At 33.4% G+C, this 20569-nt stretch carries 18 protein-coding genes; 7 read left to right on the top strand and 11 right to left on the bottom strand.

What is annotated here, in order from left to right; translation table 11 throughout:
- Window positions 1-9 precede the first annotated feature (9 nt).
- Both ACT3CE_RS09550 and ACT3CE_RS09545 read right to left on the bottom strand, forming a co-directional pair.
- Window positions 10-414, bottom strand: coding sequence for a DUF134 domain-containing protein (locus ACT3CE_RS09550; protein WP_444709541.1), 405 nt, complete (start codon window positions 412-414; stop codon window positions 10-12).
- Window positions 415-543: 129 nt separating this feature from the next.
- On the bottom strand, window positions 544-1332 hold the full coding sequence (locus ACT3CE_RS09545) for an SDR family NAD(P)-dependent oxidoreductase (protein WP_444709540.1): 789 nt from the start codon (window positions 1330-1332) through the stop codon (window positions 544-546).
- A 333-nt stretch (window positions 1333-1665) separates the two neighbouring features.
- On the opposite strand from ACT3CE_RS09545, the gene trpB reads away from it, so the two are divergent.
- Together trpB and arfB are read left to right on the top strand one after the other, a co-directional pair.
- Window positions 1666-2874, top strand: coding sequence for a tryptophan synthase subunit beta (gene trpB / locus ACT3CE_RS09540; protein WP_444709539.1), 1209 nt, complete (start codon window positions 1666-1668; stop codon window positions 2872-2874).
- Window positions 2875-2970: 96 nt separating this feature from the next.
- Window positions 2971-3390 (top strand): alternative ribosome rescue aminoacyl-tRNA hydrolase ArfB, encoded by a 420-nt coding sequence (gene arfB, locus ACT3CE_RS09535; RefSeq protein ID WP_444709538.1) that lies wholly within the window; start codon window positions 2971-2973, stop codon window positions 3388-3390.
- Window positions 3391-3447: 57 nt separating this feature from the next.
- On the opposite strand, the gene ACT3CE_RS09530 is transcribed toward arfB, so the two are convergent.
- The 4 genes from ACT3CE_RS09530 to ACT3CE_RS09515 all read right to left on the bottom strand — a co-directional run bounded on the left by ACT3CE_RS09530 (window position 3448) and on the right by ACT3CE_RS09515 (window position 9505).
- The gene (locus ACT3CE_RS09530; RefSeq protein WP_444709537.1) at window positions 3448-5052 is read right to left on the bottom strand and encodes a fumarate hydratase; all 1605 of its coding nucleotides are present in this window, start codon (window positions 5050-5052) and stop codon (window positions 3448-3450) included.
- 257 nt (window positions 5053-5309) lie between these two features.
- The gene (gshAB, locus tag ACT3CE_RS09525) at window positions 5310-7622 is read right to left on the bottom strand and encodes a bifunctional glutamate--cysteine ligase GshA/glutathione synthetase GshB (protein ID WP_444709536.1); all 2313 of its coding nucleotides are present in this window, start codon (window positions 7620-7622) and stop codon (window positions 5310-5312) included.
- Between the two features lie 5 nt (window positions 7623-7627).
- Entirely contained in the window at window positions 7628-8980 is a 1353-nt protein-coding gene (locus tag ACT3CE_RS09520) for an MATE family efflux transporter (protein WP_444709535.1), read from the bottom strand.
- A 75-nt stretch (window positions 8981-9055) separates the two neighbouring features.
- Window positions 9056-9505: a MarR family winged helix-turn-helix transcriptional regulator gene (locus ACT3CE_RS09515; RefSeq protein WP_444709534.1), complete on the bottom strand. Its 450-nt coding sequence runs from the start codon at window positions 9503-9505 to the stop codon at window positions 9056-9058.
- A 213-nt stretch (window positions 9506-9718) separates the two neighbouring features.
- On the opposite strand from ACT3CE_RS09515, the gene ACT3CE_RS09510 reads away from it, so the two are divergent.
- Window positions 9719-11635: a RecQ family ATP-dependent DNA helicase gene (locus ACT3CE_RS09510; protein ID WP_444709533.1), complete on the top strand. Its 1917-nt coding sequence runs from the start codon at window positions 9719-9721 to the stop codon at window positions 11633-11635.
- Window positions 11636-11690: 55 nt separating this feature from the next.
- Window positions 11691-13001: an MFS transporter gene (locus ACT3CE_RS09505; RefSeq protein ID WP_444709532.1), complete on the top strand. Its 1311-nt coding sequence runs from the start codon at window positions 11691-11693 to the stop codon at window positions 12999-13001.
- A gap of 36 nt (window positions 13002-13037) precedes the next feature.
- On the opposite strand, the gene ACT3CE_RS09500 is transcribed toward ACT3CE_RS09505, so the two are convergent.
- Window positions 13038-13571 (bottom strand): YkgJ family cysteine cluster protein, encoded by a 534-nt coding sequence (locus ACT3CE_RS09500; RefSeq protein ID WP_444709531.1) that lies wholly within the window; start codon window positions 13569-13571, stop codon window positions 13038-13040.
- A 154-nt stretch (window positions 13572-13725) separates the two neighbouring features.
- Window positions 13726-14424, bottom strand: a complete 699-nt coding sequence (gene sfsA / locus ACT3CE_RS09495; protein WP_444709530.1) for a DNA/RNA nuclease SfsA — start codon at window positions 14422-14424, stop codon at window positions 13726-13728.
- 79 nt (window positions 14425-14503) lie between these two features.
- Here sfsA and ACT3CE_RS09490 point away from each other — a divergent pair, with 79 nt between their 5' ends.
- The gene (locus tag ACT3CE_RS09490) at window positions 14504-15742 is read left to right on the top strand and encodes a hypothetical protein (protein WP_444709529.1); all 1239 of its coding nucleotides are present in this window, start codon (window positions 14504-14506) and stop codon (window positions 15740-15742) included.
- Between the two features lie 36 nt (window positions 15743-15778).
- Here the strand turns inward: ACT3CE_RS09490 and ACT3CE_RS09485 are convergent, their stop codons facing one another.
- From ACT3CE_RS09485 to ACT3CE_RS09475, 3 genes are all read right to left on the bottom strand, one after another.
- A complete protein-coding gene (locus tag ACT3CE_RS09485) occupies window positions 15779-16267 on the bottom strand; it encodes a superoxide dismutase [Ni] (RefSeq protein ID WP_444709528.1) in 489 nt (162 codons plus the stop codon).
- 199 nt (window positions 16268-16466) lie between these two features.
- A complete protein-coding gene (fabG, locus tag ACT3CE_RS09480) occupies window positions 16467-17213 on the bottom strand; it encodes a 3-oxoacyl-[acyl-carrier-protein] reductase (RefSeq protein ID WP_444709527.1) in 747 nt (248 codons plus the stop codon).
- A gap of 257 nt (window positions 17214-17470) precedes the next feature.
- A complete protein-coding gene (locus ACT3CE_RS09475) occupies window positions 17471-18217 on the bottom strand; it encodes an SIR2 family NAD-dependent protein deacylase (RefSeq protein ID WP_444709526.1) in 747 nt (248 codons plus the stop codon).
- Window positions 18218-18498: 281 nt separating this feature from the next.
- Here ACT3CE_RS09475 and pstS point away from each other — a divergent pair, with 281 nt between their 5' ends.
- Together pstS and pstC are read left to right on the top strand one after the other, a co-directional pair.
- Window positions 18499-19575: a phosphate ABC transporter substrate-binding protein PstS gene (gene pstS, locus ACT3CE_RS09470; protein WP_444709525.1), complete on the top strand. Its 1077-nt coding sequence runs from the start codon at window positions 18499-18501 to the stop codon at window positions 19573-19575.
- Window positions 19576-19694: 119 nt separating this feature from the next.
- Complete coding sequence (gene pstC, locus ACT3CE_RS09465) at window positions 19695-20549, top strand: phosphate ABC transporter permease subunit PstC (RefSeq protein WP_444709524.1); 855 nt, start codon at window positions 19695-19697, stop codon at window positions 20547-20549.
- Window positions 20550-20569 lie beyond the last annotated feature (20 nt).

The raw sequence follows: 20569 nt of genomic DNA, 5'->3' as shown, positions 1-20569 counted from the left end.
ACTTTCTAATTATTTATTTAAACACTCTATTTGTTTTGAATTGCACGCGGGACATTTTTCCTTCTCCATTGTTGCGGGTATATTAAAGCGTGCATTACACTTACCACACTCATACCAATCTTTATCTAAAACTGCATTTCCAAATACTGTTTTTATGTCTTTTACTTCAACCAAAGCTGCTGCAATTTTTCTTCTTGCACATTCATAAATCCTTGCAAAAGTGGGTCGTGAAACTCCCATAACTTCGGCTGCTTCTTTATGATTCATTAAATCATAATCGGCCAATTTTAAAGACTCATATTCTTCATACAACAATTCGATAGATTGTCTTTTCCTTCCATTAGTTCCAAATGGTCTATACCCTTTAAAACGTGGCGGTTCTACAACTTTTCTTAATCTAACTCTTCTTGGCATTACAATTATTTTCTACAAATCTATTGAGAATATTCTCATTTCGCAAATTATTTTCAACTAAATAACTTAGCACTAAAGATAAAAAAAAGAGATCCGTTTAAAGATCTCTCTTATGTAATTTTTTTAAAGTTAAACTACTTCCTTTTCCGAAACAAAATGTGCAAATTGTTTTTCGACCGTAACTGGCTCTGTCAAATAAAGTTCTGCAATTTGTTTCGACATAATATCAGGAAACACATATTCATTTCCATTTTTTAAACCTAGAATAATATTACGTGCAATATTTTGAGGTAAGGCCTTATTTAGATTTAATTTTTTAGCCAAATTAATATGAACAAGAGCAGGATAAACACCCATTACCAATACATTTGTATTTAATAACTCACCCCGAATTCCCAGTGTAATACTATGAGCTGCAGCCTTGGAAGCAGAATAAGTCCCTGCTACAGGCATACTTGCCAAGCCTAAAATTGATACAATATTAACAATTGCAGCACAATCTTTATTCTTTAAATAACCTAGTAGTGAGGTAGTTATTTTTAAAAGACTTCGTACATTAAGATTAAAATTGATTGTGAGACTATCTAAAGAGTTATCAGAAAATAAACCTCCTGATTCGCACACTTCGGCATTATTAATCAAGATTTCAATATCCTTAAGCATGTGACTAACTTTTACAATAGATCGATCATTTTTCATATCTAATAACAGAGGAAAAAGCCTGTTTCTATATTCCAATTTAAGCTCCTTAAGCGCTTTTACATCCTGTACTCCAGCATATACTTTTGATGCACCCTCTTCTAATAATGCTATCACTAAAGCCCTTCCAATTTCATTATTTGCTCCACTAACAAAAGCTACTCTCCCCTTTGGTGATATCTTTAAACCATTCATCACAACCTCCGTTTTGATTCTCATTTTTTATAAAACAGTTTAAACAAGTTACAAAGATCTTCTCCTAATATCAATGCAAATAAAAGCTCTTTTCTAATTTAGAAAGTCAGTAAAAATAGCACTTACACAAGTATTTTTATATACGCTTATTTTTTTACCTTTGTACAGGTCGAAATATTTTGGCGATTTCTTATCGGGGTGCAAGTAATCTATAATCTTTTCCAATGGCATTCCTGGCTGGAAATTTTAAGGAATGTTTCGACCTTTAAAGGTTATCTGCTTTTAGCATTTATACACAAGTCAAATTATCTTAATTCTACCTGATAATAAAACAATTAACCAAAAAAATAACCAAAAATGTCATCTAACTATTTTAAAAGTCACCCAGACAAAGAAGGAAAGTTTGGCGAATATGGTGGAAGCTATATTCCTGAAGAATTAACAAAGGAAATGAACAAAATTAATGACGCTTATTATTCTATAAGTAAGTCTCACAAATTTATTTCCGAATTAAGAAGTATTCGCAAACACTTTCAGGGAAGACCTACTCCTGTATATTATTGCAATAGGTTATCGAATAAATATGGTGGTCGTATTTATTTAAAACGTGAAGATTTAAATCACTCTGGAGCGCATAAATTAAACCATTGTATGGGTGAAGCATTACTAGCCAAGTACATGGGTAAAAAGAAATTAATTGCCGAAACCGGAGCGGGACAACATGGAGTTGCTCTGGCTACTGCAGCTGCTTATTTTGGATTAGAATGTGAAATTCACATGGGCGAAGTAGATATGGCCAAAGAACGTCCCAATGTGGTTCGTATGGAAATATTAGGCGCTAAAGTTGTTCCTGTTACACATGGTTTAAAAACCCTAAAAGAAGCAGTAGATTCGGCTTTCGAAGCATATTTAAAAGATCCGGTAAACACTATATATTGTATTGGTTCGGTTGTAGGTCCTCACCCTTTTCCTATGATGGTTCGTGAATTTCAAAGAGTTGTTGGTATAGAAGCAAAAGAACAATTTTTAGAAATGACTGGCGAACTGCCTGATAATATTGTTGCTTGTGTAGGTGGTGGCAGTAATGCACTTGGAATTTTCTCTGCTTTTTTAGAGGATAAAGAATGTAAACTGCATGGAGTTGAACCTGCCGGTAGATCTTTCAAAAAAGGAGATCATGCTGCAACATTAACCTTTGGAAAACCAGGTATTATTCATGGATACAAATGTTACCTTTTACAAAACGATAAAGGCGAACCAGATCCTGTTTATTCTGTTGCCAGCGGATTGGATTATCCTGGAGTCGGACCAGAACATTCCATGCTAAAAGATTGGAATAAAGTTGAATACACTTCTATTAATGATAAAGATTGTATTGATGCATTTTACGAATTGAGTCGTTTAGAGGGAATTATTCCTGCACTCGAAAGCTCGCATGCGGTAGCTTATGCAATTAAACTTGCTCAGGCAAATCCCACAAAATCAATTTTAGTAAATTTAAGTGGTAGAGGTGATAAGGATATCGATTTTATTGTAGAAGAGTACGGATTACCAGAAGTTAAATAATATTAAGATTTATAAACTTTAAAATGCTGCCCTCAAAGGCAGCATTTTTTGTATTATATGGTCTGTTTCAATTTTTGGCATTATATTTACAATACTATGAAAGAAGTTTTCCGGTTTTCAAAAGATCTGAGTAATGAATTTAAATTCATTACATCACGCAGTAGCGGTCCTGGCGGACAAAATGTGAATAAAGTAAATTCAAAAGTAGAATTGCGCTTTTCGATATTCGATTCTAAACTATTAACACAAGAAGAAAAGGAAACTCTTTTTAGAAAACTTTATCATCATATTAATAGTGATGGAGTACTTATCGTTAGTGCACAAAATGAACGATCGCAATTATCAAATAAAGAAATTGCCATAGAAAAATTGTATCAATGGATAGAGCTTGCCTTAAAACCTGTAAAACCGCGTAAAAAAACCCGTCCGACTCGAGCTTCTAAAGAAAAACGAATAGCCGACAAACAAATACAGGCAAAAAAAAAACAGGATAGAAAAAAACCTGATCTACAATAAAATAAAAGGGTTGTATTACAAAACACAACCCTTTCTTACTATTCAAAATTTCATCTTTTACATATCTGCAAAAAAGTCGTTTCCTTTATCATCAACAATAATAAAAGCAGGGAAATTTTCTACGCGAATCTTACGAACTGCCTCCATTCCCAACTCTGGGAAGTCAATTACCTCAATCGACTTAATACTGTTTTTAGCCAATACTGCTGCTGGTCCTCCGATCGATCCAAGATAGAATCCACCATTTTCTTTACATGCATCGGTAACCGATTGATAACGGTTCCCTTTAGCAACCATAACCATTGAACCACCAACTTTCTGAAATGGACCTACATAAGGATCCATACGTCCGGCAGTTGTAGGTCCAAAACTTCCCGAAGGCATTCCTTCCGGAGTTTTAGCAGGTCCTGCATAATATACTGGATGATTTTTGAAATACTCAGGCATTTCTTTTCCTTCATCCAACATTTTCTGGATTCTGGCATGTGCCATATCACGAGCAACAATTAATGTTCCAGATAAATTCAAACGAGTTTTAATTGGATATTTAGTCAATTCTTTCAAGATATCTTCCATTGGCTGATCAAGGTTAATATCAACTGCTGCTTTCATTGCTGGAGCTTCTTCCGGCAAATACTTAACAGGATTTTTCTCTAATTGCTCTAAGAAAATTCCATCTTCGTTAATTTTTGCTTTGATATTACGATCGGCACTACAGCTAACGCCTAATCCTACAGGACAAGAAGCAGCATGACGAGGCATACGAACAACTCTTACATCATGAACAAAATATTTACCACCAAACTGAGCACCTATTTCACTCTTCTGGCAAATTTCCTGCACTTTTTTCTCCCATTCTAAATCGCGAAAAGCCTGACCACCTTCATTTCCTTCGGTTGGCAAATGATCGTAATATCCGGCTGAAGCTTTTTTAACAGTTGCTAAGTTTGCTTCGGCAGAAGTTCCACCAATCACCAAAGCTAAATGATAAGGAGGACAAGCAGAAGTTCCCAGATCTTTAATTTTAGTTTCGACAAACTTGGTTAAATTTGCTTCGGTTAAAAGAGCTTTTGTTTCCTGATATAGAAATGTTTTATTAGCAGATCCACCACCTTTAGTTACGAATAAAAATTCGTAAGCATTACCCTGATTAGCATAAATATCGATTTGAGCTGGAAGATTATTGCCAGTATTTTTCTCTTCGAACATGGTAAATGGAACCACCTGAGAAAATCTTAAGTTTCTTTCTTTATAAGTATCGAAAACACCTTTGGAAAGATGCTCAGCATCGTTTGCTCCAGTGTAAACATCTTCTCCTTTTTTTGCAACTACAATAGCAGTACCAGTATCCTGACAAGTAGGCAATTGTCCATCTGCAGCAACTACCTGATTCATTAACATTGTATGTGCAACAAAACGATCATTATCAGAAGCTTCATCATCTTTTAAGATATTCTGCAATTTTGATAAATGAGCAGGACGCAAGAAAAATGAAACATCAGAAAATGCTTCTTTCGATAACATTTCCAATCCCTTAGGATCTACTTTCAAAATTTTTCTTCCATCAACTTCAATAGTTGAAACATAGTCTTTCGTTAGCAAACGATATTCTGTGGTATCCTTTGTAATCGGAAAAGGCTTCTGATATTTAAATTCAGACATGATAAAATATTTAAATTTTGTTTATTACAATATTAAATTAAAAACAAGAAATAATCCTCTTGCTCAAAATCTGTACACACAAAGATAAAACAAAATGACATTTACGCTTTACAGAAAATACTATTCTAAAACATTGCCCTGTAACATATCATTCTATATCATATCTATTTTATGAAATTTGTTTCATCAGCAAATCCAGAAAAAATTCTTATTTCTATTCTTTATATGTACTTTTTTTGGGCTGCCTTTGTATTGATCTAAAATCCTAATGCATCAAGAATTTTGTCATTCAACTTTCTATTTTCACCAATGTATGGATAGCAATGAATATGAATTGCCGGATTAAAATTCATTTCGATAATTGCGTAATTGTCCATGGTAGCAGGCTTTTTCACATCTTCTATCATCATGTCTAATCCTGTAATTTTAACATTTAAAGCTTGCGCGGATTTTATTGCTATATCCTTATACGACTGATGAATATCATCTGTAAAATCAATGCTATCTCCACCTGTACTGATATTTGAATTCTCACGCAAATACACAAGCTGATCTTTCTCTAAAATACTCTCAAAATTAAGCCCCTGTTCCTTTAAAAACATCTCTTCGGCTTCTTCCAGTCTAATTTTCTCTAACGGTGTTCTGTAACCTCTCCCACGCAATGGATCCTGATTTTTAATTTCAACCAATTCGCGAATCGTACTTTCTCCATCTCCTTTTACATTAGCTGGCACACGATGTAAAATACCATCAACTTTATCGTTAATAACAAAAAATCGAAATTCACGCCCCGAGATAAACTCTTCAATCAAAATACTTGCATCGTGCTCAAAAGCAATATCAACTGCTCTTCGATATATTTCCGGATTTTTATTCTCTTTCAAAATTGTTATTCCCAAGCCAAAATTAGTCGATTTTGGTTTTACCACAATTGGCTTTCCTTCAAACAAGTCAAAATCGGAACGAGCTTGCTCTACATTCTGATAATCCAATCCGCAAGGAACACGAACCTGGTTAGCTCCCAATATTTTTTTTGTAACCAACTTATTTTCCATCATTAACACACTGGAATAGTTATCTAATGATGTGCGGGTTGCCTGCATTACATATTCAATTTTATCACCCTGTTTTAAACTAATAAAATTCTCACTTCGATCTAATATGTTAAACTCTACTCCTCGTCTTAAAGCCGATTTCATAAGTAACTGCGACGATAATTCTAAATCTTCAAATCCATGAAAACGAAAACTACTCATCTCACTTTCTTCCCTATATTGCTTTGCTTTGTTCAAATGAAAATTAATAAAACCTTCTTCAATTACTCTTTCTTTAAGTCTGAACGATTTTCTTTTATCCGGATAATTAATTAAATCCCCAACCTCCTTAAAAGCAGTTAAATAAAGCTCATTATTATTCAAACTTGAATCTGAAATAAACCTTTTAATATCAAAATACAAATCATCCAGCATCCCTTTATAGTTCACCGATTTTCCATTTTTATTTATCAAGAATAAATCAGGACTAAGCCCAAAACAGGAAACTAAATCCTGATTTTTAGCGGCTATTTTTTGATCTTCATCCTGATAAGAATTTTTTTCCTCTTTAAACAAGCAATACAGTAAAAAAAGGTGAGTAAAATATAATCTATTTTTAGATATTCCTGATTTTTCAAATGGATCTAAATCGAGAATACGAACTTCTAAATGTGAAATTTGCTTTGTCTCAGGTATAAACTTTAGTCGTATTGGTAAATATAACTCCTCGCCAGAAAGAATATCTCCAGCTGTAATTAGACTGGTAAGCGACGAGAAATAACTATCTAAGCTATTAAAATCAACATAGTATTCTTCCTTATTACGATATCCTCCGGAACTATTTCGTATGGATATTGCATTACCACAACCCAATGAAGTTTTAATTCCTGTTTTTAAAGATTTCATTTTTAAGGAAGGATCTGCAACCGGACTTTCGCCAAACAGCCAAATTAACATCCAACGATATCGCATAAAATTACGCACCATTTTTAGATAAAGTGTTTCTCTGAATTTTTCAGAATCACCATTCCATTTTATAGCATGTTTTAATTTACGCTCTAACCGCGAGGTCAACGAAAAATTAAAATGAATACCCGAAAGCATTTGCCTTTCCTTTCCATATCTATTGGCTAATTCTTCTCTATATTTTTCTTTATGGATTCCCTTCTCGCCAAACTTTGCAATGGGAATTTCTTCCTCGTGAGGCAGTAAGGGCGGAGCACTTTGTGGCCATAATAATTCATCAATTAAATTCTCAGAAATAACATCCTGTAAAGTCTCTAAAAAGCCGTGTACTTCAGCAACACTTCTCAGTGGTGGAGTTATCATCTCTACCTGACTTTCAGAAAAATCAGTAGTAATAAAAGGATGATGAAATTTATCTCCTAAAATTCCTGGGTGTGGAGTGCGAGCCATTCCCCCTTTGTAATCAACTCTTACATTTTCTTTTTCGATCCCAAATTGTCCATCAATCAGACTCTTTCGAATTCCACCACACTTTAGCGCTTCGTTTATATTATTAATCAAATGATTCATATCAATTAGAATTTACCAAATGTATTGTTCTTAAAATAAGCTCTTAATAAAAAGTAAAGGACAAGTCCTTTTAATATACTACTTCCGGTGATACTCCACCAAACACCATTCAAACTTAAAAATGTATAAAATCCTAGAAAATAAGCTCCAGGCAGACGGAGCGAAGTGAAAATAACGCTCACAGTAGCAGGTATTTTTGTTTTTCCTAAACCATTAAATACTCCAGCCGAAATCATTTCCAGACACATAAATAATTGTGATGCCGCCAAAATCATTAAATAATCTTTTCCCATAAGTATACTTTCCTGTTCAGGAACAAATATTGAAAATAGGGTTTGAGGAATTAATAGAAAAATTAAAGTAGTGACTAAAGCAACAACAAAAGCAATTCGCCATCCTGCACGATATATATTTGGAACCTCGGTTAAATTTTTAGCACCATAACTATGGCCCACCATAATTGTTACCGCTTGCATTAAACCTCCAACAATCATAAAGGTTATCGATTCTATTTGGACTCCGATTTTTTGTACCGCAATAGCATTGGGCCCCCAATCTGCAATAATTCTTGCCAGAAAAATATATATGATAGAAAAAGAAATTCTTTGAATTGCAGCAGGAGTACCAACGGCAAATAATGTTTTTAATTTACTTGATTTCGGCAATAAACCTCTAAAACGAATGTTCTCAAACTTCTTCATGGTAAAGAAGAAAAATACCAAACTACATGTTCTCCCTACAATAGAAGCTACGGCTGCTCCCTCAACTCCATAATCTAAAACAAGAATTAAAAGTGGATCGAGTACTATATTTACCAATGTTCCAATTACACTGGCTTTAAATGAAATTTTCGTTTTTCCATGCGCATTAAAAATGCTTATTAAAAGTAGATTTACAAAACTAATTACAATACCAAATGCACTAATTACCAAATAGGAAGTCGCCATTTGGTTAACAGCAGCATCCTTCATTTGAAAAAAACCTATAAAATGCTCTGGAAGTGTTAAAAATATGGAAGTAAAAAGGATCGCAATACTCCCAATTCCCCACAATCCTGAGGTAGAATATCGAGCCGCATCATCCATATTTTCAGCTCCAACCGAATGAGCTATTTTTACATTGGCTCCAACAGTAACTATAGATGCCATTGCCCAACCTAAATGCAAAAAGAAACCTGCAGAACCAACCGCCGCAACCGCACCACTACCTAAATATCCTACCCAAATCATATCGGTAAGATTATAGGTCATGTGCAATAAATACGAACCAATTATTGGAAAAGCCAGTTTCAATAACTTACGACCAACTGCCGAATAGCTTTGCTCTTTTTTTAAAAATTTGGTAATATATTTCAACATTTTTGAAACTTCAGGAAAATTGCATACTAATATGCTTATTTATATTAAATATAATAGTTCAAAAGTATGGATAAACTATTTTATCATTTTTTTAATTAGAGCATCTAATTCACTCTTTAAAGACATTGTTTTTTCATGTTCAAACTGATTCTTAGCAACTAAACAAGATGGAATTTTTTGAGCTGTTTTCTCAAGTTCTTTTCCCTTCTTAGTTAGGTAAATTAAAACTTTTCGCTCATCGCTACAACATTTATTTCGTTCGATAATTTCAAGCTGTTCCATTCTTTTTAGCAAAGGCGTAACTGTATTGGTATTTAAATATAATCTACAAGCAATCTCGTTAACTCCAATTCCTTCTTTCTCCCATAAAATAAGCAAAACTAAGTACTGAGGATAAGTTACCCCCAATTCATCCAAATAAGGTTGATACATCCTAATCATTAAGCGGGATGCAGCATAAATCGAAAAACACAATTGATTGTCTAATTTCAATAAATGAATTTCTTTTGAGTCTGATTTTTCCATAATTTAATTTATATCGCCTGCGATACAAAAGAACAAAATACTATACACAGATCAAAGAAAATTTAATTCTTTAGACTTTTTTAACACTCTGCATTTACCCCATTAGTTTTAGTATTTACACATATATCTGCAATTAATTGATTAATTTCGATATTCAGAATTTACAACAAGAGTGCAAGTATATTATGTACCATTCCACATCAATATAAAATCATGATACAAAATCTTTTAAAAGATAATTTTGGCTTTTCTATATTTAAACCTGGGCAGGAAGAAGTCATTTCGAATATACTTGATGACAAATCTGCCATTGCAATTTTTCCAACGGGTTCTGGAAAATCACTGTGCTATCAGTTACCTGCATTGCGATTACCCGAGTTAACACTTGTTGTTTCTCCTTTACTGGCTTTAATAAAAGATCAAATTGATTTTTTACAATCCAAAAATATATCGGCAGTTCGTATTGATTCTTCTCTTTCGAAAGAAGAGGAGCAAGAGGTTATGAATGGAATCCGCGCCAAGCGTCATAAAATATTAATGATATCAGTAGAACGATTTAAAAATGAACGCTTTCGAAGATTCTTAAAAGAGATTCCTGTCTCACTTATGGTGGTTGATGAAGCACATTGTATTTCAGAATGGGGACATAATTTCAGACCCGATTACCTTAAGCTTCCCGATTATAGAAATGAATTTAAAGCAAAACAAGTTCTTTTACTTACCGCAACAGCAACACCAAAAGTAATTGAGGATATGTCGAAAAAATTTGCAATCCCTAAAGAACAAATTAGCATTACAGGTTTTTATCGATCAAATTTAAACTTGGAAGTGATTCCCATTCATCAATCTCAAAAAAATGAACAATTAATATCACTGCTTAGTACCAGAAAAAATGAATGTGGAATTGTATATGTAACTCAACAAAAAACTGCAGAAATAGTTTCCTCCATTTTAGCATCGAAAGGAATATCTGCGAAAGCATACCATGCAGGATTAAAAAGTGAAGGCCGCGAGGAAATTCAAAATCAGTTTATGGATGGCAAAATTAATTGTGTTGTTGCCACCATTGCTTTTGGAATGGGAATTGATAAAAGTAACATTCGATATGTGATCCATTACGATCTGCCAAAATCAACCGAAAACTATTCTCAGGAAATCGGAAGAGCTGGCCGGGATGGTAAAAAATCCGATTGCATTGTTTTGGCAAATCATGATAATATTAATGTGCTTGAGAATTTTATATTTGGAGACACTCCCGACCTATCAGGCATAAAAGAGATTCTAAGGCTCATAAAAAAGGCTGAAAACAACTGGGAAATCAAATTAAATACACTACCCTCGCTTAGTAATATTCGTATTCTTCCCATTAAAACACTACTGGTTTACATGGAGATGCGCGGAATTATTAAACCTTTATTTAGTTATTTTGCCGATTACAGATTCAGCTTAAATAGTGATGAAAAAAGTATCATAGAAAAGTTCCAAGGAGAGCGAAAGAAATTTATTCAGGCTATTTTCGATCATTCGCAAAAAGCCAGAAAGTGGATTACTGTAAATTTCGATACAATTAGTGAAAATTATTCAACAGACCGAAATCGAATTGTTTCGGCATTAGAATATTTCGATGCTCAACATTTAATCAATTTAGAAGCAAAACTAATGGTTGATGTTTTTGCTGTATCGAATCCTAATTTTGATATTGATGAAGTTGCCGAAGAACTGTATGATAGCTTTAAACAAAAAGAGAAGGTAGAAGTAAATCGAATTCGTGAAATGCTCGCCCTTTTCGAATCTCAAACCTGTATCAGTAAAAAACTAGCTAATTATTTTGGTGAATATCCAAAATGGGAAAAATGTGGACATTGTTCAGTTTGTAATTCTGGAAGTGTTAAAATTGAAAATTCAATTCATTTAAAAGACTTAAGTAAATACGATTATCAGGAATTGTGTCAGCAGGCAACCGGTAAATTAGCAGACAAGTCTACAAATAGATTAATTGCCAAGTTTTTATGTGGCATTAACACTCCCATTTTTACTCGTTTAAAATTAAAACAAGACAACTATTTTTCATTTTTAGAAAACTATCGATTTAATGATATTTTAGAATGGGTGAATTCGAATAATAAGTGAAAACAAAGAATAATAATCCTTACTTTTGCATCCTTAATTTATTACAATAATTGTTTTGAAAAGAAATCCTAATTACCCTTTTGCCCCTAAAAAATTTCCATTCTTTTACGGATGGGTTAGTTTGGTAGCCGGAACACTTGGGGTACTTTGCAGTATTCCCGGACAAACTATGGGTGTGTCTGTATTTACCGATTACCTAATGGAATCCTTGCAGTTAAGTCGCGATGCATTAAGTTCTGCTTACCTAATTGGAACAGTTACCAGTTCGTTTTTTCTTACCTACGCTGGAAAAATTTACGATAAATTCGGCGCCAGATTTACTGCAATAATTGCTGCCTTAGGATTAACAATAACACTAATGTTATTCTCAGTATCCAATAAGATTACAGCAGAAATATCAGAATTTACAGACATTAGCTTTACTGTTATTGCTTTTATTTGCATGGCTTTGCTATTCTTTTTTCTTCGCTTTTCGGGACAAGGCGTTTTAACTCTTGCCTCACGAAATTTAATTATGAAATGGTTCGATCAACGCAGAGGATTAGCCAATAGTATTTCAAGTGCTTTTCAATCTTTTGGTTTTGCAGTTTCTCCTCTTTTTATTGCCATGCTAATAGGTAAATTTAACTGGAGTATTACCTATCAGATTCTTGCTATTTTAACACTGCTTTTCATTGGTTTTGCCTTTGTTTTCTTCCGTGATAATCCCGAAGAGTGTGGATTAATTCCCGACGGAAAAAAACTAAAACCAAAAGTAAAAACAAATCCTACTTTTCAAACTAAAAAACAATATACCTTAAAAGAAGCGCGCAACACATGGGTATTTTGGGTATTTGCATTAGCCTTAAGTTTTAATGCTTTTTTCATTACCGGATTTACATTTAATGTAATTTCAATCTTTGGGTCATGTGGACTCTCAGAACAGAAAGCTCTTAGCGTATTTATTCCAGCTTCTGTAATTTCAATTATAACGGCTGTTGTTGGAAATTTAATAAGTGACTATATTCGATTACAAAAATTACTAATCATATTCCTTTTGGGCTGCTTACTAGCTGCTTTAGGTGTTGCAACACTTGCATATCCATTTGGATATTATGTGCTAATTTTAGGAAATGGAATTATGGGAGGGTTATTTTCTGTACTGGCTGCAATTACCTGGCCCCGATTTTATGGAAGAGAACATTTAGGTGCCATTAGCGGTCTTGCCATGTCGATGATTGTATTCTCGAGTGCCATAGCACCTTTATTTTTTAGTAGAATTTTTACTTTAACAGGAAGCTACAGTCTTGCCGGATATATTGGAGTAGTAACAGCTATATTATTGCTATTATTCTCGGGGAAAGCTAAAAATCCTCAATTACAATAAAAAAATAGTATACTCCTCAAAAGCGAGGAGTATATATTATTTTTTCAAATCCTTCACCAACCTATTTATTGATATCAGATCAAAATCTCCAAATTGTTCTTCCTTATAATTTTTCACAAACTCCTGATTAACAAGAAACAATTTGCTATTATAGGTATCTTGTGGAAAAGTATTCTCGCTATGGAAATCGTCGAAACTGGTAAAATTTAAAGGACAAGCCGATAATTCCCAGGCATCGCCTTCCTGATTCATGAAAAGCAGTGGCAAGCCATGTGTTCGACAAATAAAAGGACGAGATTCATATATCTGACACAAATCATCTATTAGAAAATTACAATCTTCGGCATTTTTATCTAATTCTTTATAGGCAGCCGGCGAATTTTGTTTTAATTCATCGAGCATACTGAAATATTCTACAGGCAAAACCTGAAAATTCATACAACAATCGGAACAACCTTTTTTACATGCCATTTCGTTCTTGTGCAAAGCAGCTAATTTATTACTTACTTCGCTTACCTCATCTCGCAACTGACGATACTTTGCCAATTCTTCTCTTGCCTTTTCGTTCATTTCTGTAATTTTTGTCAGGCAAAAATAGCTTTTTTCTGTTTCGAATCGAATTATACTCTTTACTATTCTATCAATTGTTTGGTCTAACCAATTAAAATTGTAATAAAACTCCACTTTTTAAAGATGATAGAGTTATATTTTTAAAGCTATAAGCTCAACTCTCCAATTCAAAAGGCAAAATATCACCAAGCACAATCTTTTTAGGACTTACAATTGCACGTATTGGATAAATTTCCACCCCATTTTCACAGGCTTTTTTTAGTGTTATTGCGTATTCCGGATCAATATCAACAGCTGGAGCAAATACATCAACATCAGCACGTTGAACCACATAAACCATAACTGCACGCTTACCCTCCTTTTTTACTTTCATTAGCGTATTTAGATGTTTTCTACCTCGAACAGTTACTGCATCAGGAAAACGCGCATAATTATCCATCTTTAAACTCACATTTTTCACCTCTATAAAACATTCTTCTTTTTCGTTTTGTGCAAAAACATCGAAACGGCTATCATCGAAACGCACTTCCCGCTTAACATCTGTATATCCTTCCAAAGCTATTATTTCTTGATTTTTAACAGCTTCGTAAATTAATAAATTTGGCACTGCCGTATTAATTCCAACCCACGAATCATTAATTTTAATCATTTCCCAGGTGTAATTAGTTTTTCTTTTCGGATCATCAACATAAGTTAAATAAACTTCGGCATCTTCCTTCAGGCAGGATTTCATACTTCCCGAATTAGCAGTGTGAGCAACAACTATTTCGCCATTATCTAATTCAATATCCGCCAAAAAACGTTTGTATCTTTTTATTAATCTACCATGAACAAGTTTATCTGGAAAAATCATATCTGTTTTTTTTATTAAAATAAAATCAAATATAGATAGATTTCTTCTACTTTTGCGACACCCAAAAAGAGATTTAATAATGAGTATATCAAAAGTGTTTTTTTATAATCCTACCTGTGAAATTGCCATCTCTAATGGCACGCTCAGCTATATGCCAAATAAAACATTAACTAAATTCGAACAGGATTTGGATTTACTTTCCATGTATTTTGCTTCGGAAGAAGATGTTATATTAACGAAGCAAATGCCCGATTCTAAATTCCTTAGAATAATAAGCGATGCAGGAATAAAACTCCCCAAAATCATTAAGCTTAGCGACATACTGCTTCATCCAGATTCACTACTTCCTAACAAAATGGAATTGCATCCCTGGGGCTGGAGTCCGAGAATTCATCATATTTTTAAACCTTTAAAGAAGTATTGCAGCGAGCAATTTCTAAATCAGCCAAACTCTTATTGGAAAGATAATCATAAAGAACTTTACAGCCGCAAAACAGCATTAAGTGTACTAAACGATTTTCTACAAAACAACAATAACGGATATTTACATCACGACAAAAAAGCAATTATCTGCAAATCGGTTGCAGAAATAGATGCGTTAATTAAAAAATGGAAACAGATAATAATTAAAGCTCCCTGGAGTTCGTCTGGCAGAGGTTTACAAGTGTTAAGATATTCATATTTAAATGAATCGATTACTCAATGGATAAAAGGTACTCTCGAAGCTCAAGGATATGTAATGGTAGAACCTTTACTAAATAAAAAGTTCGATTTTTCATTACAATACTACTGCGATGGAAAAGGAAATTTGAACTTTCTTGGACTTGCATTTTTCAAAACAAATTCGAATGGCCAATATAATGGTAATATTTTGGGTGGTATTCCCAGGGAAATAAAAAATTTCCTTTCGGAACAAATTATCAAGGAGTTATCAGAAGGCATGCTAAAGGAACTAAAAAAATCTGCCATATCAGACAATTATTGCGGATATTTTGGCGTTGATTGTATGATTATTGAAAACGAAAATGGGGAAAGCCTTATTCATCCTTGCGTAGAAATTAACTTGCGTTACAACATGGGAACTTTAGCCATAATTCTTAATCAATACATTCATAAAAACTCCCATGGATCTTTTAAAATCAATTTTAAGCCCAAAGAATCTTTCGATACTTTTCACGATAAAATGATAAAAGAATATCCTTTTAAAATGAAAGATGGAAAATGGTTTAGCGGATATCTACCTATGGTTAGCCCTTTTCAAAATAAGAACTTTGGATTATATGTACTACTAACAAATAAAGAGGAAACTGTATTGTAATTAGTTTCCTCTCTATTCAATTTAATATTGTTATTTTTAATGATGATGATGTTTTGTAGCACCAAAATACAAATGTGAAAAATTATGAACCGATTCCTTTAACTTACTAATGTAATTTAAATCGGTTGTTTGTTTGGTTTTCATGGCATACACGCATATTTCATGCAATACAGTCAGTATTTTTTGATTCTTTTTAATTTGCTCAGGATCATCGCTCAGCTTAACTCTTTGAAACATAAAATATTGGGTTGCAATATCCTGTAATTTCTTAGCATGTTCTTCTTTATTACTTACCCAGCGTACCAATTGATTATAATCGATATTATCGGCCGATGATAACTCAGTGATTTTTTTCATACTTTTTTCTATGGTAGTAATATGTTCGCTCATTAAGACAACTCTTAGCGAATCGGCATAAATACCACATGGAATTTCGCAATGTGCATAAGATTTTTGAATATTTCCCATAAACATAAACAATACCAACAATAATGGTAAACCAATAATTCTAAATAATTTTTTCATAATAGTTATTTCAATTTTTTATAAGTAACAATCTATTATTTAAAATTAATCTAATTAAGCTAAAATACAAATTTATGTTACAACTATAAATCATACCCTTCTCCATTAAATTTATATTTAATGTTGATACGCCAAATAGAAGTTAATATAAAAAAGCCGAACTAAAAGTCCGGCTTCAAAATATTCTAAGAGAAATATATTACATATTCATTCCACCACAAACGTGAATGGTTTGCCCTGTAACATAAGACGAAAGATCTGAACCTAAGTAAACACAAGTTTTTGCGATTTCTTCAGGTGTTCCTCCTCTTTTCAAAGGAATTTTACCTGCCCATTCTTTAACAACATCTTCTGGCAGTTTTCCTGTCATTTCGGTAATAATAAAACCTGGAGCAATAGCATTCGAGCGAATACCTCTTGATCCTAGCTCTTTAGCAACCGATTTTGTAAAACCAATAATACCAGCTTTCGATGCAGAATAGTTAGCCTGACCAGCATTACCACTTACTCCTACTACAGAACTCATGTTGATAATAGAACCACTACGTTGTTTTAACATAGTTCTTTGAACCGCTTTAGTAAAATTGAATACAGATTTTAGGTTAACATTAATAACCATATCCCACTGCTCTTCAGTCATACGCATCAATAAAGTATCTTTAGTAATACCTGCATTGTTTACCAAAATATCAAGAGCACCAAATTCTTTCACAATCTCAGCAACTACTCTATCTGTATCGGCAAAATTGCTCGCATCAGAAGCATATCCTTTTGCTTTTACACCATAAGAAGCAATTTCTTTTTCAGTTTCGATAGCTTGCTCATTGTAGAACAAATCAGTAAAAGCAACATTACAACCTTGTTTTGCAAATTCGATTGCAACTGCCTTACCAATACCACGTGAAGCACCAGTAATAATCGCTGTTTTTCCTTCTAATAATTTCATGAAATTCTATTTTGAATTTTAATAATTTTCCTAATAAATCCTGATTAATCGGCTTTACTTATTTCGATTTTTACGAGTAAATTATGAATTTAAGACCAATGGTCTTGATTAATTATTTACAAAATCGCTAACAAATATAAAATATTTTAGTGTAATATACCTGTAAAATCATCTTTTGAAACTATTCATCATTATTAATAAGCATTGTCTTTTGTGATTGCTACATTCTACAATATACAATAAATCAAAAAGGTAGATTAGATCTTTGGGGACAATAATTCATCTAATTGCTCCAATATTTCACTCGCCTTTCCTTGAAGAAAAAAATCAGTAATTCGATTAGTATAGTTCGATTCTTCGGTATTAATCTCGATAATAGTAGCACCATTACGTTTTGCCTCGGTAGGAATCATAGCTGCAGGCATTACCTCACCGGTTGTTCCAACAATTATTACAAGATCAGCATTTCGTGCAAATAGTAAAGAATTATTATATGCCTTCTCAGGAATACCTTCGCCAAAAAATACAAAATCAGGTTTCAGAACAACTCCATCATTCTTACAACAAGGAGGCAAATCATTTAAATTAACTTCCTCGGGCAAATAAACCCGATTGCATTCTTTACAAATTAATTTTTGCGAGTTTCCATGAAATTCAAAAATAGTTTTCGATCCTGCCTGCTGATGTAGATTATCTATATTTTGAGTAACAACAGCTTTTAACAAAGATTTTTGTTCCCATTCTGCAAGTACCTTATGAGCTTTATTCGGCTTTGCAGTTCCAAAAAAATCATAAAATATCTCTTTTATAGCAATCCATGAATCTTTCGGATTAGAATGAAAATAGTCTAAATCTAAACATTTGGGATCATATTTACTCCATAAACCTTCTGGTCCCCGAAAAGGAGGAATACCACTTTCAACAGAAATTCCTGCTCCTGTAAATGCAATCATCGATTTCGATGCTAAAATTACATCTGCAACTTTTTGTAAATTATTTTTCATGTCGGCAAATTAACTTTTAGTCTTCCTAAAAATGTAACACTTTGATTTCATATATTATTATATCCATATAAAACCGAAGGATTTATTTTCATTTTCAAACAATTACAACAAGTAACAATTATTTAACATTGCTGTAATATTCCTGTAACATTAGCTTACTAACATTGCAGTAGTAGAAATAAAGAGAAAAGCTTTTCTCAATAATATGTAAATGTATCTACAAAGATTTTAAAATAGAAAAAATCTGCAAACAATCGTTTTTAAATTAAAAAACTAGAAAAATGAAAAAAATTCAACTACTCCTATCTACTATAATAATTCTTGCATTAATGGCAAGTTGTGGAAATGCAGGAAAAGACAAATCGACCAATAATAAAAAAGCAAAAAGTATTACTGGTGCTGGCGCAACTTTCCCACAACCATTTTACAATAAAATTTTTAAAAGTTACACAAAAGAACAAGGCTTGCTGGTAACTTATGGTGGAATTGGTTCTGGTGGCGGAATCCGTAGTTTAAAAGATAAAATTGTTGATTTTGGCGCCAGCGACGCTTTTTTAAATGACACAAAACTTGCTGGTATGCCAGGAGAAGTTCTTCATATTCCTACTTGCTTAGGTGCCGTAGTTGCGGCATACAATCTTCCCGGAAAACCAGAATTAAAATTTACTCCTGAACTAATGGAGGGCGTTTTTATGGGAAAAATCACCAATTGGAATGACAAGAAAATTGCAGCTATAAATCCAGGTGCTAATTTACCTGATCTTGCGATAACAGTTGTTTATCGTTCGGATGGTAGTGGTACTACTTTTATTTTTAGCGATTATATGAGCAAAGTGAGCTCTAACTGGGCTAAGAAAATTGGTGCCGGAAAAGCTTTACAATGGGCTGTGGGTATTGGAGCAAAAGGTAATCCTGGTGTTGCCGGTACAATTAGTCAAACAGTTGGTGCTATTGGTTACATTGGTTCTGAGTATGCTTTTGCAATGGGAATTCCTGTAGCAAGCATTCAAAATCAGGCAGGTAACTTTATTTTGCCTTCTGTTGAATCGGTAAGTGCTTCGGCAAAAGGTGAAATGCCTGCCGATACTCGTGTTAGCCTTACCAACACCAATGCTGCAGACGGATATCCAATTTCTAGCTTTACCTGGATAATTATTTACAAAGAGCAAAATTACAATAACAGAAGTAAAGATCAGGCAAATCAAACCATTAAATTAATAGACTGGGTAGTAAGTGCCGATGCACAAAAAGAAACTACTAAAGTTCACTATGCTCCACTTCCCGAAGCTGCAGTTGCAAAAGCAAAAGCCGTTTTGAAAAAGGTTACATATAATGGAGAAATATTATCTAATCTATAAAAAGATATATTCTTAAAAGGAGTTTGCTTCAATTACATATTCTTAAAATTAGAATATAAAAGTTCTCCAGACATTAAATTGAAGCAAACTCATTCTTTTCAACTCTGAATCGTTCAAGCATGAACAGCGAAAAATTATTTAAATATCTGTTAATTGGTAGTGGTGTTCTTATTGTATTAATTGCACTAGGAATTGTTACTACCCTATTTATCGGATCCATTCCATCTTTTAAAGAATTTGGTTTTGGATTTATCTATTCTTCAGAATGGAATCCTACCGAAGGAAGAGAATCTTATGGTGCACTACCATTCATCATCGGAACTCTCTTAACATCCATTCTAGCATTAATTATCACCTTTCCATTTGCCTTTTCCATCTCTCTTTTTCTGGGAGAGTATTTTAAAAACGGAAAACTACCTTCTTTTTTAAGATCTGTAGTTGATCTTTTAGCAGGTATTCCATCGGTGGTTTATGGTTTATGGGGATTTTATGCTTTAAAACCTTTGGTTGCAGAGCTTGGACTTAACGCTCAGGGATTTGGAATATTCACCTCCTCAATAGTGTTAGCTATTATGATTATACCTTATGCTTCTTCTTTAGGTGCCGAAGTTATTTCTATGGTTCCCGGAAGTTTAAAAGAAGCTGCTTACTCACTAGGAGCTACCCGATTCGAGGTAGTTAGAAATGTTATTGTTCCCAATGCGGGTTCAGGAATTTTTGCAGGTTACATTCTTGCTTTAGGTAGAGCTATTGGTGAAACCATGGCAGTAACCATGCTTATTGGCAACTCAAATATAATACCAACTGGAATTTTCGATTTGGGAAATACCATGGCAAGTTTAATTGCTAACCAGTTTAGTGAAGCCGAAGGGCTTAAATACTCCTCGCTTATTGAAATAGGATTACTCCTTTTCATTATCACAGGAATTGTGAATTACATCGGCAAATTAATTATGAGAAAATTATCGGCCTAGCTCATCAATTATATATCTAG

This window comes from Marinifilum sp. RC60d5 (assembly GCF_052400665.1).
Classification (GTDB): Bacteria; Bacteroidota; Bacteroidia; order Bacteroidales; family Marinifilaceae; genus JBQTGK01.
Note: the sequence above shows the minus strand (reverse complement) of the source record. Positions and strands in the feature narration are given on the sequence as shown.

Excerpts from the sequence above, each read along its gene's own strand:
- sfsA (WP_444709530.1), bottom strand. The coding sequence starts at position 14,424 with ATGATTTTTCCAGATAAACTTGTTCATGGTAGATTAATAAAAAGATAC.
- ACT3CE_RS09545 (WP_444709540.1), bottom strand. The coding sequence starts at position 1,332 with ATGAGAATCAAAACGGAGGTTGTGATGAATGGTTTAAAGATATCACCA.
- ACT3CE_RS09550 (WP_444709541.1), bottom strand. The coding sequence starts at position 414 with ATGCCAAGAAGAGTTAGATTAAGAAAAGTTGTAGAACCGCCACGTTTT.
- ACT3CE_RS09520 (WP_444709535.1), bottom strand. The coding sequence starts at position 8,980 with ATGTTGAAATATATTACCAAATTTTTAAAAAAAGAGCAAAGCTATTCG.
- pstS (WP_444709525.1), top strand. The coding sequence starts at position 18,499 with ATGAAAAAAATTCAACTACTCCTATCTACTATAATAATTCTTGCATTA.
- ACT3CE_RS09485 (WP_444709528.1), bottom strand. The coding sequence starts at position 16,267 with ATGAAAAAATTATTTAGAATTATTGGTTTACCATTATTGTTGGTATTG.
- ACT3CE_RS09490 (WP_444709529.1), top strand. The coding sequence starts at position 14,504 with ATGAGTATATCAAAAGTGTTTTTTTATAATCCTACCTGTGAAATTGCC.
- ACT3CE_RS09515 (WP_444709534.1), bottom strand. The coding sequence starts at position 9,505 with ATGGAAAAATCAGACTCAAAAGAAATTCATTTATTGAAATTAGACAAT.
- ACT3CE_RS09510 (WP_444709533.1), top strand. The coding sequence starts at position 9,719 with ATGATACAAAATCTTTTAAAAGATAATTTTGGCTTTTCTATATTTAAA.
- ACT3CE_RS09530 (WP_444709537.1), bottom strand. The coding sequence starts at position 5,052 with ATGTCTGAATTTAAATATCAGAAGCCTTTTCCGATTACAAAGGATACC.
- ACT3CE_RS09475 (WP_444709526.1), bottom strand. The coding sequence starts at position 18,217 with ATGAAAAATAATTTACAAAAAGTTGCAGATGTAATTTTAGCATCGAAA.
- fabG (WP_444709527.1), bottom strand. The coding sequence starts at position 17,213 with ATGAAATTATTAGAAGGAAAAACAGCGATTATTACTGGTGCTTCACGT.
- arfB (WP_444709538.1), top strand. The coding sequence starts at position 2,971 with ATGAAAGAAGTTTTCCGGTTTTCAAAAGATCTGAGTAATGAATTTAAA.
- ACT3CE_RS09500 (WP_444709531.1), bottom strand. The coding sequence starts at position 13,571 with ATGAACGAAAAGGCAAGAGAAGAATTGGCAAAGTATCGTCAGTTGCGA.
- pstC (WP_444709524.1), top strand. The coding sequence starts at position 19,695 with ATGAACAGCGAAAAATTATTTAAATATCTGTTAATTGGTAGTGGTGTT.
- gshAB (WP_444709536.1), bottom strand. The coding sequence starts at position 7,622 with ATGAATCATTTGATTAATAATATAAACGAAGCGCTAAAGTGTGGTGGA.
- trpB (WP_444709539.1), top strand. The coding sequence starts at position 1,666 with ATGTCATCTAACTATTTTAAAAGTCACCCAGACAAAGAAGGAAAGTTT.